Below are 14,879 nucleotides of genomic sequence, written 5' to 3'. Positions count from 1 at the left end.
TCCTTTCTCGCCAGTTGGGGGTTGCAGTTCGAAAAGAGGGACGCGGCGACGGCCAAAGGCCCGGCGGCGCGTCCGTTTCGGTCGCGGACCATAGTTGATCGGCCCGCCGATCGCAAACGCCGCGACCGGGTCTCCCCCGCCGCGGCGCCGAAGATTTCAGGTCCAGACATACGGCAGTGCCGAAGCGGACGCGTCAGGTCAGTACAGGCCGCCGGTGCCGCTCATCACCGCCTGCCCCGCCTCCGGCGAGACCGTGCGCGGAATGCCGATCTCGTCCTGGAAGCCGATGATCGAATATTCGTCCGGCGGCGCCGTGCCCGGCTTGAAGCCTTCCAGGATCGTGCCCGGCGTGCCGGCGCCCGCGCGCAGGCCCGTCTGCCGGTTGATCGGGATGAGCTGCAGCCCCTTGGGCACGCGGAACTCGACCGGCGGGCTGTCCTTCAGCGCCGCCTGCATGAATTCGGTGAAGATCGGCGCCGCTACCTGACCGCCGGTCGCGCCGCGCCCCATCGGCTTCGGCGTGTCGTAGCCGACGAACACGCCGACCGTCAGATCGGGCGTGTAGCCGACGAACCAGGCGTCCTTCTCCTCGTTGGTCGTGCCCGTCTTGCCGGCGACCGGACGGCCGAGGACCTTGATGCTTGTGGCGGTGCCGCGCTGGACGACGCCTTCCATCATCGAGGTGATCTGATAGGCGGTCATCGGATCGAGCACCTGCTCGCGATTGTCGATCAGCTCCGGCTCGCCCTGGCTCGCCCAGTGATCGGTGGCGCAGGTCTCGCAGATCCGCTCGTCATGGCGATAGACGGTCTTGCCATAGCGGTCCTGGATCCGGTCGATCAGCGTCGGCTGCACCTTGCGACCGCCATTGGCGATCATCGCATAGGCGGTGACCATGCGCATGACGGTGGTCTCGCCGGCGCCGAGCGACATGGACAGCACCGGGGTCATCGCATCGTAGATGCCGAACCGCTTGGCATACTCGGCGACCAGCGGCATGCCCATGTCCTGTGCCAGACGCACCGTCATGACGTTTCGCGACAGTTCGATGCCGACGCGCAGGGTCGAGGGGCCGTAATACTTGCCGCCATAGTTCTGCGGCCGCCACATCGGCAGGCCGGGGCCCTGCGCCATCTCGAACGGCGCGTCCATGACCACGCTGGAGGGCGTGTAGCCGTTGTCGAGCGCCGCCGCATAGAGGAACGGCTTGAACGACGAACCCGGCTGGCGATAGGCCTGCGTCGCGCGGTTGAACTCACTCTGCGAGAAGGAGAAGCCGCCGACCATCGCCAGCACGCGGCCCGTATAGGGATCCATCGCCAGCAGCGCGCCGGAGACGCTCGGGAACTGGCGCAGCTCGTAAGCCCCGTCCGCTCCCTTCTCGACATAGACCACGTCGCCGGGCGACAGCACGTCGCCGACGCTGTTCGGCGAGCGGCCGCTGACCCGCGCCCATTTCATGCCGGCGAGCGGCAGGGACACCCGCTCGCGCTCGCTCGACAACTCGCCGCTGGCCAGCCGGCCCGGCTTGAGGCCGACCTCGGCGCGATCGCCAGACGTCGACAGGACCACGGCAAGCTGCCACTCCGGCACGTCGGACATGCCGTCGATCCGGGACAGGTCCGCGCCCCAGTCGCCCGCGCCCAGCTCGATCTTCTGCACCGGGCCGCGCCAGCCGCCGCGGCGCTGGTCGAAGGCGATGAGACCGTCCATCAACGCCTTGCGCGCGATCACCTGCAGCTTCGGGTCGAGGGTCGAGCGCACCGACAGGCCGCCTTCGTAAAGGCGCGTCTCGCCATAGAGATTGGCGATCAGCCGGCGCACCTCCTCGGAGAAATATTCAGAGGCGAAGAGGTGGGTGCCGCGCGAGCGCAGCTTGACGGTCAGCGGCTTGGCCTTGGCTTCCTCGCCCACGAGGCTGTCGATGTAGCCGTTCTCGACCATCCGGTCGATCACCCAGTTGCGACGCTCGATCGCCGCATCGCGTTCGCGGAACGGGTGGTAGTTGTTCGGCCCCTTCGGCAGCGCGGCGAGATAGGCCACCTCCTCCAGCGTCAGCTCGTGCACCGACTTGTCGAAATACAGCAGCGAGGCGGCGGCGACGCCATAGGCGCCGACCCCGAGATAGATCTCGTTGAGATAGAGCTCGAGGATCTCGTCCTTGGTGTAGGCCTGTTCGATGCGCAGGGCGAGGATCGCCTCCTTGACCTTGCGCTCCATCGACACTTCGTTGGTCAAGAGGAAGTTCTTCGCCACCTGCTGGGTGATGGTCGAGGCGCCCTGCGGCCGGCGGCCGCTGCCGTAATTGCGGAAATAGGCGACCGCCGCACGGGCGATGCCTTCCGGATCGATGCCGAGATGGGAATAGAAGTTCTTGTCCTCGGCCGAGATATAGGCCTGCTTCAGCAGGTCGGGGACCGCCTGGATCGGCAGGAACAGGCGCCGCTCCTTGGCATATTCGGCCATCAACTGGCCGTCGGCCGCATGCACGCGGGTCATCACCGGCGGCTCGTAGTTCTTGAGCGCGGTATAGTCCGGCAGGTCCTCGGACAGGTCCTGCAGGAACAGCCAGATGCCCGCGGCCACGAGCAGACCCAGCACGGCACCGATGCCGAACAGGTAGCCGAAGAGTTTGATCAGGAACTTCATATATCCGGCTCGTCTATCCCGGTAATCTCGATCTTGCGATGCGCTGGCCGGTCTTCCGGCCGGCCCGGACGGAGCGGACTTGCGCCGCGCCGTCATGCCCCCGTTGCGATCCCGGCGCAATAGCGGATCGGGACCGCGCTGCCCCTTGTTCCCTGTCGCGGGCGCCGCTCGCGGCCGCGTTTGAGAACCCCCACTCCTTCCGCGACCAATATGGCGATGCTGAGGCGGAGCCCCACCTCACTCCACCTGCTCCTCCGCGTCGGTCTTGGCGGTGACCGCGGTCGTGTGCGAAAGCTTCATCGCGCCATCGCCGAAGCGGCGCCCGAAATAGCCGTCGATCGCCGCGACCAGCGCCTGCGTCATGCGTCCGCGCCACTCCTCGGTGGTCATCAGCTTCTCGTCCAGGCGGTTCGACAGATAGCCGAGCTCGACCAGCGCGGACGGCACGTCATGCGCCGTCAACACGCGGAAACCGGCGGATCTGTGCGGATTCTTGACCAGTTGCGCAGTGCCGCGCAGCTCGTCCACCAGCGTCCGGGCGAACAGGAAGGAGAACTTCTTGGTTTCCTGGCGGGCCAGGTCGATGAGGATGTCGGTGACGTCGTCCGGCTCGTTGGCAAGGTCGATGCCGGCGATCACGTCCGAGCGGTTCTCGCGCTCGGCAAGGGCGGCGGCGATCTCGTCGCTCGCCGTCTCCGACAGGGTGTAGACGCCGGCACCGCGCACCTGGTCGCGGCCGATTCGCACCGAATCCGCATGGATCGACAGCAGCAGGTCGGCCTCCACCTCGCGGGCGATGCGCACCCGTTCGCGCAAGGGAACGAACACGTCTTCGTCCCGCGTCATCCGCACCTCGTAGCGCCCGCTCGCCATCAGCCTGTCGCGCAGCAGTCGGGCGAAGTCGAGCACGATGGCCTTTTCCAGCGTGCCGGTGGTGCCCCTCGCGCCCGTGTCGATGCCGCCATGGCCGGGGTCGAGCACGATCAGCGGCTTGTCGCGGCGGCGGGTGGCGGTGAGCTTGTCGCCCTTGCGCGCGGCCTGGGGCGCCGGCGTCTTCGCCGTCTCCAGGAACGTCTCGCGGCTGGTGCCGACAAGATCGAGCACCAGCCGCGCCGGCTGGTCGGAGACCGGCGGCAGCACGAAGGACTTGTCGACCGCGACCGGCCCGGAAGCATCGAGCACGATGCGCGACTTGCCGGCCGCGAACATGCCGAAGCGCCAGGCGGTGATCAGGCCGCGCCCGTCCTGCCCGGCCGTCGCCGGCAGGTCGAAATTGACATGCGGCAGGTCGATGACGACGCGATAGGGATCGGACAGGGTCGAGACCGCGAAGTCCACCGGCGCGGACAGGTCCATGATGAAGCGGGTGCGCGCCTCGTCGCCGGCGATCCGCGCCTCGCGCGCCACCGCCTGCCCCGACGCGCTCCCGGAGGCCTGTTCGGCCAGGGCCGGACCTCCAGCAAGCACCAGGCCGGCGGCCAAGACCAGGCCGCTCGCCAGCACAGGGCCGCGGGCCGGCGCCAGACGGGCAACCAGCGCCAGCAGACCTGTCATGCGCGCGATGATCGTCACTCGATATGCCTCTCGCCGGTCCCTGCCCGCCCCGCCGGTTTACTGCAGCAAGATGTACCTCGGGGCAAGTTAACCTTTCATTGACGATACGACGCCCGCTGCACGGATGCGAGGCAGAAGCGGCCCGATGCAAGCCTGGGTCAGTGTCCTTCCGTCAGCCTACTTGCCATATGCCTTCCGCGACCGTAAAAGAAATGCGACGGGTCCGGGAGTTGAAGCTGATTCAGCCTGGATCGTTCTGGTGCCATCTGGCGGCGTCCGGTCAAGCCAACTGTACTTTCGTAAACAGCGAACGATCAATTGGCAGCGGCGCCCGGCAGGGTGGCCATCGAATTCGTGCGTTCCCGGTCTGCGTGGCGAAGGCCGAACACCGGGAACCGGTCGATGGTGCCGCGTGTCAGCGATGCCTCGTGCCAGCAACGGCGCGCCGCGTGTCGACGACACCCCGCATTCCGGACGCTTGCGTCCCGACCGGCGTTCCGCAGCGCTCCTGGCCCCGCTCATCGGCGGCGCTTCGGGCATCGGCGACGGAACGAGGCGCATGAAGCGTCCGGCAGCGCACTGCGCGGCCGGCACACGATGGCCGCAAGGCTGGCCGGAGCCCCGTCTCGGCTTGCCACCGACGGCCGCCTCAGCGCCCGGCAAGGCAGCCGACAGGACTGACACATCCGGCCCGCCGCAAGGCGGCGGCCGCCGCAACATGGCTTACTGGGCGCTGCAATGAACCAATGCGCGAAGACGATCCTGAAGGGACACGAGGCCGCCGTCACCGGCGTCGCCGGGTCCGGACGGATCGCCGCGCGGTGCAGCACCCCTTCGTCTTTCATCACACCGCAGAACAGGACGGCCGCCTTCGCGCGGATCCGGGCCGGCGTAACAAGCCGCCCGGGCGCGACGGTCGTGGAGACATCCATCAATGGCAAACAAAATGCTGATCGACGCCGCGCACCCGGAGGAGACCCGGGTCGTCGTGGTGCGTGGAAACAGGGTCGAGGAATTTGATTTCGAGGCCGCGAACCGCAAGCAGCTTCGCGGCAACATCTATCTGGCCAAGGTAACGCGGGTCGAGCCGTCGCTGCAGGCGGCCTTCGTCGACTATGGCGGCAACCGGCACGGCTTCCTCGCCTTCGGCGAGATCCACCCCGACTACTATCAGATCCCGGTCGCCGACCGGCAGGCCCTCATCGAGGAAGAGGAGGCCGAGGCCGCCCGCGCCGACGACGACGAGCGCCCCTCGCGCCGCAAGCCGAAGGCCGCCAAGCCCGCCAGCCAGGAGAACGGCGAGGCTGTCGCCTCCGAGGAGAGCGAGAACGGCGAGGACGACGTCGAGTCGGTCGGCGCCGAAGACGCGATGGAGGAGGTTCCCCAGCGCGTCCGCAAGCACCGCAAGCAGTACAAGATCCAGGAAGTCATCAAGCGCCGGCAGGTGCTCCTGGTGCAGGTCGTCAAGGAGGAGCGCGGCAACAAGGGCGCGGCGCTGACCACCTACCTGTCGCTGGCCGGCCGCTATTCGGTCCTGATGCCGAACACCGCCCGCGGCGGCGGCATCTCGCGCAAGATCACGACCCCGACCGACCGCAAGCGGCTGAAGAAGATCGCCTCCGAACTGGAAGTGCCGCAGGGCATGGGCGTGATCCTGCGCACCGCCGGCGCCAGCCGCACCAAGGCCGAGATCAAGCGCGATTTCGAATACCTGATGCGGCTTTGGGAGAACGTGCGCGACCTGACGCTGCAGTCGTCGGCGCCCTATCTCGTCTATGAGGAGGGATCGCTGATCAAGCGCTCGATCCGCGACCTCTACAACAAGGACATCGACCAGGTGCTGGTCGCCGGCGACGACGGCTATCGCGAAGCCAAGGACTTCATGCGCATGCTCATGCCGAGCCATGCCAAGAACGTCCAGCCCTACAAGGAGGCGACGCCGGTTTTCTCGCGCTTCATGGTCGAAAGCCAGCTCGATGCGATGTTCTCGCCGCAGGTGACGCTGAAGTCGGGCGGCTACATCGTCATCAACCAGACCGAGGCGCTGGTCGCCATCGACGTCAACTCCGGCAAGTCGACGCGCGAACACAATATCGAGGACACCGCCGTCCAGACCAATCTGGAAGCGGCGGAGGAAGTGGCGCGCCAGCTCCGGCTGCGCGACCTTGCCGGCCTGATCGTGATCGACTTCATCGACATGGAGGAGAACAAGAACAACCGGGCCGTCGAGCGCAAGCTGAAGGACTGTCTGAAGAACGACCGGGCGCGCATCCAGGTCGGCCGCATCTCGCATTTCGGCCTTCTGGAGATGTCGCGCCAGCGCATCCGCACCGGCGTCCTGGAAAGCTCGATGACGCCCTGCCCGCATTGCCACGGCACCGGCATGATCCGCTCGGTGGAATCGGTGGCGCTGCATGTGCTGCGTTCGCTCGAAGACCACCTGCTGAAGGGCGCGACGCACAATCTGATCGTCCGCACGACGACCGAGGCGGCGCTCTACATCCTCAACCAGAAGCGCGGTCACCTTGCCGACCTGGAGGAGCGGTTCGGCCTCGAGGTCACCGTGCAGGCCGGCCATATGGACAATGGCCAGCACTATGTGCTGGAGCGCGGCGAGCCGATCGAGGCGCGCCCGAACATCGCCCCGCGCATGATCCAGCCCTCGACCGTGATGCCGATGACGGTGGACGAGGCCGACGAGATCGATGAGATCGACGAGATCGAGGAGGACGAGGAGGCCCCGCGGTCGTCGTCCGGCCGCGACGAGAGGGCCCGCGACGAGAGCGACGGCGAGGACGGCGCCCGCAGCAAGCGCCGTCGCCGCCGCCGGCGCCGGCGTCCGTCCTCCGACGAGGACCAGCAGCGGACGCAGGGCGTTGCCGGCGACCGGGCTGACGAGAGGACCGGCGAGAGCGACGACGAGAGCCTTGAGGACGGCGAGCCGGACGGCGAAGCCGAGGCCGGGGCGAGCGAACGCGGCGAGGACGGCGACGAGGACGAGCGGGCCCGCCGCAAGCGCCGCCGCGGCCGCCGGGGTGGCCGCCGCAGCCGCCGCGACGGCGAAGGCGAGAACGGCGAGAGCGAGAGCGACGAGCCGGTCGCGCAGGCGTCGGAGACCTCCGGCGACGGCGAGAGCGACGCCAATGCCGAGGCCGGGACCGAGGCTGTTGACAGCGTGAGCGAGGCCGCCGACGAAGGGGCGGAGAGCCCCGACGCGCCGGCGGACGAGGCTCCGGCCGAGGCGGTTTCCGAAACGGCGTTGGCGGCAGACGAGCCGGTGACCGAGCCGGCCGCGGAGGCAGCGCCCGAGGCCGAAGCCGAGGCCGAGGCGCAGGAGCCGGCAGCACAGATCGCCGCGGAGGCGGAAGCTGCTGAAGAAACGAGCGAAACCGCACCTGAAGACCGTTCTGGGGACGCGCCGGCGGAAGCTGTCGCCGAGGAGGCTACGCCGGCGGCCGAGCCCGTGGTTGCGGCCGAACCGGCAGCTCCCAGCGAGCCCGTCGTGGTGCGCGAGACCGTCTCCAAGGACGGTAGCAGCGAGGAAACCGACCCGGACGGCCCGAAGCGGTCCGGCTGGTGGCAGCGCCGCAGCTTCTTCTGATCTTTCATCAATGACATGACGACGGCGCCCGGGGACATCCGGGCGCCGTTTTCGGTTTTGCGGAATTTTGAGAAATTTCGAGACGAATTTTGCAAAATTCCGTCTCGAAATCGCGAAAATTCGAGACACGCGCGCAAATTCGGCCGGCGATCCGGATCGGCCGGCGGCGGGGATAAGCCGGGACCGGCGCACCTCGCCTGCCCCCTCGCGTGATTACTGTGTCCCCGCGCTATCCCCGGGCCACGCGAAACTTGTCCCCGCCCGCGGACCTGCGGCTATAGTCCTTGAGCGAAGGCGACGTCGGCGATCAGCGCCGGGCCGGCGGGCTTGCCCGAGGCGCTGGCGATCTCGGCCAGCGAGGCGGCGGCGAGGTCGCCGTCCGGCGCCACCCGGTAGCCCTTGGCGGCAAGACGCTCAGCCAGCGCCCGCGGCGTCAGGTCGAACAGCGGCGCGACCTCGGCGATGCTCCCCTTCTCCAGGGCGCCGAGGGCGGCGCGCATCGGATTGCCGCCGCTGGTCCCGGCGGTCAGGACCGGCACGGCAAAGGCCAGGGAGGCGGCAAGGCCGAGGGCGGCCGGGACGAGAAGCTGGCGGCGCTTCAGATAGACGGTGAAGCCGTTCCAGTTGCGCCACAGGTGCAGGGCGACGGGCGCGAGCAGCAGCATCGACAGCCATTCGTGCATGCCGTGAAACACGGCGCTGCTCCAATGGAAGAACAGGGCGACGCCGGACACGGCGGAGACGGCGAAAAGGATGATGGTGAACGTGGTTCCATGGGTTTTCAGGACGCGCAGCATGGGGCTCTCCGAAACTGATCTGCCTCCTCTGCGGCAAGGCGTGGCAGACCGGCGCGCGCCCGGCAATGGCCAGACTGTAACGGAGTGTCGCAAGGCGTGGCGCCGCGACAGATCCGGACAGTTTTGATGGGCGGGCGAGAGGACCGCGTGGGCGAAGCGATGCCCTGGAGGTGAGGCATTGCCGTGCAGGGCGGCTTGTTCTCACGAACGCTCTGGCAGCCAATGGGCACCGGGTCGCGCTGGCGGGTTCGGTCGCAAGTGCCTTCGCGAGGCCCCCGGCTCGCCGGTCCCGGGTCGCGGCTACGCCTTGCCAGGGATGACGAAAGGAGAGGATTGCGTCCAGGAGGACGCACGGAAACGGACGAGCGCGGGAGGGCGAAACGCGAGCGCGGTGTGCCGTCTCGGCTGCTCTGGCAGCCAATGGACCCCGGCTCTGCGCTTGCGCGCGGCCGGGGTGACCTCGGAGGGTGGGGTGACGGCAGGGGCACCGAAGGGACGCCCCCGAGGGTAGGTTGACCGGCGCGTGCTTGCGCGCGACCGGGGGTGACCTCCGAGATGGGGTGAGGCCGTGCCCCCCCACGGAGGTCATCCCGGCCGCAGGCGCAGCCGGAGAGCCGGGAACCAGAGGTGCCCTCAGCGGATATTTGTCGCACATGCCTCTCCCCGCGTCCTCCCGGACGAGGCCGAAGGCCGACGATCCGGGACCGGGGAGCCACGAACGTTCGTGGGGACGGCCGGGAGCGTTTCGGGCAGGCCCCCGGCTCGCCGGTCCCGGGTCGCGGCTACGCCTTGCCCGGGATGACGAAAGGAGAGGATTGCGTCCAGGAGGACGCACGGAAACGGACGAGCGCGGGAGGGCGAAACGCGAGCGCGGTGTGCCGTCTCGGCTGCTCTGGCAGCCAATGGACCCCGGCTCTGCGCTTGCGCGCGGCCGGGGTGACCTCGGAGGGTGGGGTGACGGCAGGGGCACCGAAGGGACGCCCCCGAGGGTAGGTTGACCGGCGCGTGCTTGCGCGCGACCGGGGGTGACCTCCGAGATGGGGTGAGGCCGTGCCCCCCCACGGAGGTCATCCCGGCCGCAGGCGAAGCCGGAGAGCCGGGAACCAATGGCGCCCTCAGCGGATATTTGTCGCACATGCCTCTCCCAGCGTCCTCCCGGACGAGGCCGAAGGCCGAAGATCCGGGACCGGGGAGCCACGAACGTTCGTGGGGACGGCCGGGAGCGTTTCGGGCAGGCCCCCGGCTCGCCGGTCCCGGGTCGCGCTAGCGCGCGCCCGGGATGACGAAAGGAGAGGATTGCGTCCGGGAGGACGCACGGAAACGGACGAGCGCGGAAGGGCGCGCCGTCCGGAAGGACGAAACGCGAGGGCGGAGTGAACTGCGCGCCCATCACCCGGCCCGGGGCAGCCAGTCGGCGAGGCGGTCGACGGCCTCGGCGATGACCGCATGGTCGCCGGCGAAGGAAAAGCGCATGTAGGAGCGGCCGTTGACCGGGTCGAAATCCGGGCCCGGCGTTGCGGCGATGCCGGCCTCCTCCAGCATCCGCGAGGCGAAGGCGAGGCTGTCATTGGCGAAGGGACGGATGCCGGCATAGAGGTAGAAGGCACCGTCGACGGGGAGCAGTTCGGTGAAGCCGAGCGCCGGCATGCGCTCCAGCAAGAGCGCGCGGTTGCGGGCATAGCCGGCCTTCACCGCCTCCAGCTCGTCGCGCGCGCCGAAGGCGGCGGCCGCCGCCCGCTGCGACAGTTCCGGCGGCGAGATGTAGAGGCTCTGAGCGATGCGCTCGACCGGGCGGACCAGATCCTCCGGCAGCACCATCCAGCCGATGCGCCAGCCGGTCATGCAGTAGTATTTCGAGAAACTGTTGATGACGATGGCCTTGTTCGTGAAGGAGAGCGCCGTCTCCTGCTCGCCGTCGAAGACGAGGCCGTGATAGATCTCGTCGGAGATGAAGCGGATATCGAGCGCCTCGCAGGCATCGCTCAGGTCCTTGAGCGCCTGCGGCGTCATCATCGTGCCGGTGGGATTGGCCGGCGAGGCAACCAGAACGCCCTTGAGCGGGCCCTCGCGATGGGCAGCTTCGAGCAGTGCCGGCGTCAGGGCCCAGCGGGTGTCGGCGCCGACCTCGATCTCGGCCGGGACGAGACCCAGCGCCTTGAGAATGTTGCGATAGGCCGGATAGCCGGGCGCGGTGATCGCCACCCTGTCGCCGACATCGAAGGCGGCGAGGAAGGCGAGGTTGAAGCCGGCCGACGAGCCGGTGGTGGCGACGATCCGCGACAGCGGCACGTCGAGGCCGTGGGTGTCGCGGTAGTAGCCGGCAATCGCCTGGCGCAGGCCGGCGAGCCCGCGCGCCTCGGTATAGCCGATGCGCCCGCCCTCCAGCGCCGCGCGGGCCGCCGCGAGCACCGGCGTCGGTGCCGGCGCGCCGGGCTGGCCGACCTCCATATGCAGGATGCGGGCGCCCTCCGCCTCCAGGGCATTGGCGCGCGACAAAACGTCCATGGCGAGGAACGGCTCGACGTCGGAGCGGCGGGAGGGATGCGGCATGGAAAGGTCCTGTGTACGCTCATGACGGCAAAGTGACGGAAAACGCCCCGGTCTGCCTATCTCGCGCCGCATTTGCCGCGTCAAGACAGGGAGGCAGAGAGGCAGACAGACGGGCAGACAGACGGGCGGGCAGGCAGGGGCGCCGGAGCAGTTGACCGCCCGTCACGGGCTCCCTACCCTTCGCGCGGGCCGCTGTCGAGGCTCGCGGCGCGGGAGGAGCGGGATTTTGCCCGCCGGCCCGGCTGACAGCAGACAGATCCGGCAACAGGCTGATCCGGCAAGAGGCACAACAGGCAAGAGGCAGAAGATGGGGTCCTTCCGCTCGCTCGACCGAACCGGCACGGCATCGCCCGCGGTGCGCCGCACGGATGCAAGCCGCAGCCCGGCGCGCGGGCTGCTGCGCGGACTTCTGCACGGACTGCTGCGCCGGGGCGCCGCGCTGGCAATGGCCGGCGTGCTGGCGCTCAGCCCCATGGGCACGGCCGCGCGGGCGCAGGGCAGCCTGCCCCTGGTGCGCGACGCGGAGACCGAAGCCTTGATGCGCGACTATGCCGGGCCGATCTTCGACGCCGCCGGCATCGCCCGCCAGCAGGTCGACATCATCCTGGTCAACCGCAACGATTTCAACGCCTTCGTCGCCGATGCCCGCCGCATCTTCATCAATGTCGGGGTGATCATCGACGCCGAGACGCCGGGCGAGGTGATCGGCGTGCTGGCGCATGAGATCGGCCACATCTCCGGCAACCATCTGGTGCGGCTGCGCCAGGCGCTGGCCAATGCCCAGGTGATCGCGGTGATCGGCGCGGTGCTGGGCGCCGGCGCCATCGCCGCCGGCTCCAGCTCCGGCTCCAGCGACATTGCCCAGGGCGGCGCCGGCGCGCTGACCGCCGGCGCGGGGCTGGCCCACCGCTCGCTGCTCGCCTATCGGCGCGGCGAGGAATCGGTCGCCGACCGCGCCGCCCTCACCTATCTGCAGAAGCCCCGCCAGTCGGCGCGCGGCATGCTGAAGACCTTCTCGCGCTTCGCCGACCAGACGCTGTTCTCGGCCCAGTACACCGACCCTTACGCGCAGAGCCACCCGATGCCGCGCGAACGGCTGACCCAGCTCGAGACGGTGGCGCGCCAGAGCCCCTACTGGGACACGCCGGAAGATCCGCGACTGCAGGCCCGCCACGACATGGTGCGGGCCAAGCTGATCGCCTTCACCGCCCATCCGAGCACGGTGGCGCGCGACTACCCGCGCTCCGACAGCTCGCTGCCGGCCGAATATGCGCGGGCCGTCGTCACCATGCGCACGCGCAGCCGCAGCGAAGCGGTCGAGGCGATCGACAAGCTGATCCGCCGGCAGCCGGACAACCCCTATTTCCACGAGCTGAAGGGCCAGGCGCTGCTGGAATCCGGCAACCCCAAGGCGGCGATCGCGCCGTTCCGCCAGGCCTTGAGCCTGCGCCCGCGCGAGGCGCAGTTCCAGATCTGGCTCGGCTTCGCGCTGGTCGCGGCCAACGACAACGCGCTGCTGCCGGAGGCCGAGAAGATCCTCAAGGCCGGGCTGCAGGTGGACGAGAACTCGCCGATCGGCCATTCGCAGCTCGCCATCGCGCTCGGCCGCCAGGGCAAGACGGCGGAGGCGGATGTGGCGACCGCGCGCGGGCTGATGGCGCGCGGCGACTTCCAGGCGGCCAAGCGCTACGCCGCCCGCGCACAAAAAAATTTGAAGCCCGGCACGCCCGCATGGCTGCAGGCCGATGATATCGTGTCCTATAAACCGCCGCAGCTTCCCGGCCGCTCGTGAGCGCAAGCGACACTGCGACGGCACCCGCCAACGAGGCCGGACCACCCGGCCGCTGGAGACCCGAATGAAGAAACTCGTACTGGCCGCCGCCGCGACGCTGGCCCTCCTCCTGTCGCCGCTGGCGCTCGCCCAGGACACGCCGCTGTCGCGCGGCGATGTCGAGACCATCGTGCGCGACTACCTCGTCCAGAACCCGGAGGTGATCCGCGAGGCGCTGGAGGAGCTGGAGCGCCGCGAGATCGCCGCCGCCAACAAGGCCCGCTCCGACGCGCTGTCGACGGTGGCCGACATCCTGTTCGATTCCACCCGCCAGGTGGAGCTCGGCAACCGCGAGGGCGACGTCACGCTGGTCGAGTTCTTCGATTACAATTGCGGCTACTGCAAGCGCGCCATGGTCGACATGGAACGGCTGCTGAAGGAGGACGGCAAGCTGCGGATCGTCCTCAAGGAATTCCCGGTGCTGGGCCAGGGCTCGGTCGAGGCGGCGCAGGTGGCGGTCGCCGTCAACCTGGTGGCGCCGGAGAAGTATCACGACTTCCACCGCGAGCTGATGGGCGTGCGCGGCCAGGCCAACAAGGCCTCGGCGCTGGCCGCCGCGACGGCCGCCGGCATCGACGCTGCCAAGGTCGAGGAGACGCTGGGCAAGAGCGAGGTCAACACCACCCTCGAGGAGGTCTACATGCTCGCCAACCGGCTCGGCCTGACCGGCACCCCGTCCTATGTGATCGGCGACGAGGTGGTGATGGGCGCGGTCGGCTACGACCAGCTCAAGGGCAAGGTCGCGGCCATGCGCAATTGCGGCCAGGCGACCTGCTGAGCGCCGAAGCCAGGGGCGCGGGCAGCGGCAAGATGAGGTCTTTTCCTCATCCCCGCTTGTCCCTATAAGAGGCAGGTATCGTGACGCGGCGCCTTGTGCGGCGCGTCGTCCCTTGCGGGCCCCGTTGCGGAGCCTTCAAGGGACCCTCAACGGGGAATCCATGTCCGCCGCCATCTATGTCCTCAACGGGCCGAACCTCAACCGGCTCGGAACACGGGAGCCTTCCACCTACGGAACGGCGACGTTGGCCGATATCGAGCGGCTGTGCCGCGATGTCGGCGAGGATCTGGACCTGGACATCGAGTTCCGCCAGACCAACCACGAGGGCGTGCTGGTCGACTGGATCCAGGAGGCGGGCGACGTCGCCCAGGGCCTGGTGATCAACCCGGCGGCCTATACCCACACCTCGGTGGCGCTTCACGACGCGATCCGGGCGGTGCAGATCCCGACCGTCGAGGTCCATCTGTCCAACGTCCATGCCCGCGAGGCGTTCCGCCACCGCTCCTACGTGTCGCCGGTCGCGCTCGGCGTGATCTGCGGCTTCGGCCCGACGGGCTACCGGCTGGCGCTGGAAGCGCTGTCGACCGTCATCCGGCCATGACCTTCGGGCGCGCGGCGCCCGACCAACCACGAAAAGACCAAGACAAGCCCATGTCGGAAAAGAAAGACCAGATCGACCAGGACCTGATTCGCCAGCTCGCGATGCTGCTCGACGAGACCAATCTGACCGAGATCGAGCTGGAGCGGGACGACTTCCGCGTCCGCGTCGCCCGTCAGGTGACGGTCGAGGCTCCGGTCTCCTTCGCCCGCGCCGCCGCCGCCGCGCCGGCGCCGGTCGTCGCCACCCCGGTTGCCGCCGCCGAGGCGGCAAGCCATCCGGGCGCGGTGCTCTCGCCGATGGTCGGCACCGCCTACCGCTCGCCGGAGCCGGGTGCGCGCACCTTCGTCGAGATCGGCGACACGGTCGCCGCCGGCGACACGCTGCTGATCGTCGAAGCCATGAAGACCATGAACCAGATCCCGGCGCCGCGCGCCGGACGGGTGACCGCGATCTTTGTCGACGACGGCCAGCCGGTGGAGTACGGCGAGCCCCTCGTCGTCATCGAGTGACGGGGACCG

General features: G+C 68.9%; 9 protein-coding genes. 5 read left to right on the top strand and 4 right to left on the bottom strand.

Annotation, left to right across the window (positions count from 1 at the left end; genetic code table 11):
- Window positions 1-198: 198 nt before the first annotated feature.
- Window positions 199-2,649, bottom strand: a complete 2,451-nt coding sequence (locus tag TSB10P1A_RS17680) for a penicillin-binding protein 1A (RefSeq protein ID WP_186389269.1) — start codon at window positions 2,647-2,649, stop codon at window positions 199-201.
- 237 nt (window positions 2,650-2,886) lie between these two features.
- A complete protein-coding gene (locus TSB10P1A_RS17675) occupies window positions 2,887-4,221 on the bottom strand; it encodes an N-acetylmuramoyl-L-alanine amidase (protein ID WP_244293171.1) in 1,335 nt (444 codons plus the stop codon).
- 916 nt (window positions 4,222-5,137) lie between these two features.
- Between TSB10P1A_RS17675 and TSB10P1A_RS17670 the strand changes: the two genes are divergently transcribed.
- The gene (locus TSB10P1A_RS17670; protein ID WP_186389268.1) at window positions 5,138-7,804 is read left to right on the top strand and encodes a ribonuclease E/G; all 2,667 of its coding nucleotides are present in this window, start codon (window positions 5,138-5,140) and stop codon (window positions 7,802-7,804) included.
- A gap of 275 nt (window positions 7,805-8,079) precedes the next feature.
- On the opposite strand, the gene TSB10P1A_RS17665 is transcribed toward TSB10P1A_RS17670, so the two are convergent.
- Entirely contained in the window at window positions 8,080-8,601 is a 522-nt protein-coding gene (locus TSB10P1A_RS17665; RefSeq protein WP_186389267.1) for a DUF4405 domain-containing protein, read from the bottom strand.
- Between the two features lie 1,389 nt (window positions 8,602-9,990).
- Window positions 9,991-11,151, bottom strand: a complete 1,161-nt coding sequence (locus TSB10P1A_RS17660; RefSeq protein WP_186389266.1) for a pyridoxal phosphate-dependent aminotransferase — start codon at window positions 11,149-11,151, stop codon at window positions 9,991-9,993.
- Window positions 11,152-11,458: 307 nt separating this feature from the next.
- Between TSB10P1A_RS17660 and TSB10P1A_RS17655 the strand changes: the two genes are divergently transcribed.
- The 4 genes from TSB10P1A_RS17655 (at window position 11,459) to accB (ending at window position 14,870) form a co-directional block, all read left to right on the top strand.
- A complete protein-coding gene (locus tag TSB10P1A_RS17655; protein ID WP_186389265.1) occupies window positions 11,459-12,943 on the top strand; it encodes a M48 family metalloprotease in 1,485 nt (494 codons plus the stop codon).
- A gap of 64 nt (window positions 12,944-13,007) precedes the next feature.
- Window positions 13,008-13,760, top strand: coding sequence for a DsbA family protein (locus TSB10P1A_RS17650; protein ID WP_186389264.1), 753 nt, complete (start codon window positions 13,008-13,010; stop codon window positions 13,758-13,760).
- 160 nt (window positions 13,761-13,920) lie between these two features.
- Window positions 13,921-14,361, top strand: a complete 441-nt coding sequence (gene aroQ, locus TSB10P1A_RS17645; RefSeq protein WP_186389263.1) for a type II 3-dehydroquinate dehydratase — start codon at window positions 13,921-13,923, stop codon at window positions 14,359-14,361.
- Window positions 14,362-14,411: 50 nt separating this feature from the next.
- Window positions 14,412-14,870, top strand: a complete 459-nt coding sequence (accB, locus tag TSB10P1A_RS17640) for an acetyl-CoA carboxylase biotin carboxyl carrier protein (RefSeq protein WP_186389262.1) — start codon at window positions 14,412-14,414, stop codon at window positions 14,868-14,870.
- The last annotated feature ends 9 nt before the right edge of the window (window positions 14,871-14,879 follow it).

The organism is Stappia sp. TSB10P1A (genome assembly GCF_900185725.1).
Classification (GTDB): domain Bacteria; phylum Pseudomonadota; class Alphaproteobacteria; order Rhizobiales; family Stappiaceae; genus Stappia.
The sequence above is the reverse complement of the archived record's forward strand: the minus strand, read 5'-3'. Positions and strand labels throughout refer to the sequence as shown.

Bases quoted from the DNA above. Each gene is read 5' to 3' on its own strand.
- TSB10P1A_RS17665 (WP_186389267.1), bottom strand. From the start codon at position 8,601: ATGCTGCGCGTCCTGAAAACCCATGGAACCACGTTCACCATCATCCTT.
- TSB10P1A_RS17655 (WP_186389265.1), top strand. From the start codon at position 11,459: ATGGGGTCCTTCCGCTCGCTCGACCGAACCGGCACGGCATCGCCCGCG.
- TSB10P1A_RS17660 (WP_186389266.1), bottom strand. From the start codon at position 11,151: ATGCCGCATCCCTCCCGCCGCTCCGACGTCGAGCCGTTCCTCGCCATG.
- TSB10P1A_RS17670 (WP_186389268.1), top strand. From the start codon at position 5,138: ATGGCAAACAAAATGCTGATCGACGCCGCGCACCCGGAGGAGACCCGG.
- aroQ (WP_186389263.1), top strand. From the start codon at position 13,921: ATGTCCGCCGCCATCTATGTCCTCAACGGGCCGAACCTCAACCGGCTC.
- accB (WP_186389262.1), top strand. From the start codon at position 14,412: ATGTCGGAAAAGAAAGACCAGATCGACCAGGACCTGATTCGCCAGCTC.
- TSB10P1A_RS17650 (WP_186389264.1), top strand. From the start codon at position 13,008: ATGAAGAAACTCGTACTGGCCGCCGCCGCGACGCTGGCCCTCCTCCTG.
- TSB10P1A_RS17680 (WP_186389269.1), bottom strand. From the start codon at position 2,649: ATGAAGTTCCTGATCAAACTCTTCGGCTACCTGTTCGGCATCGGTGCC.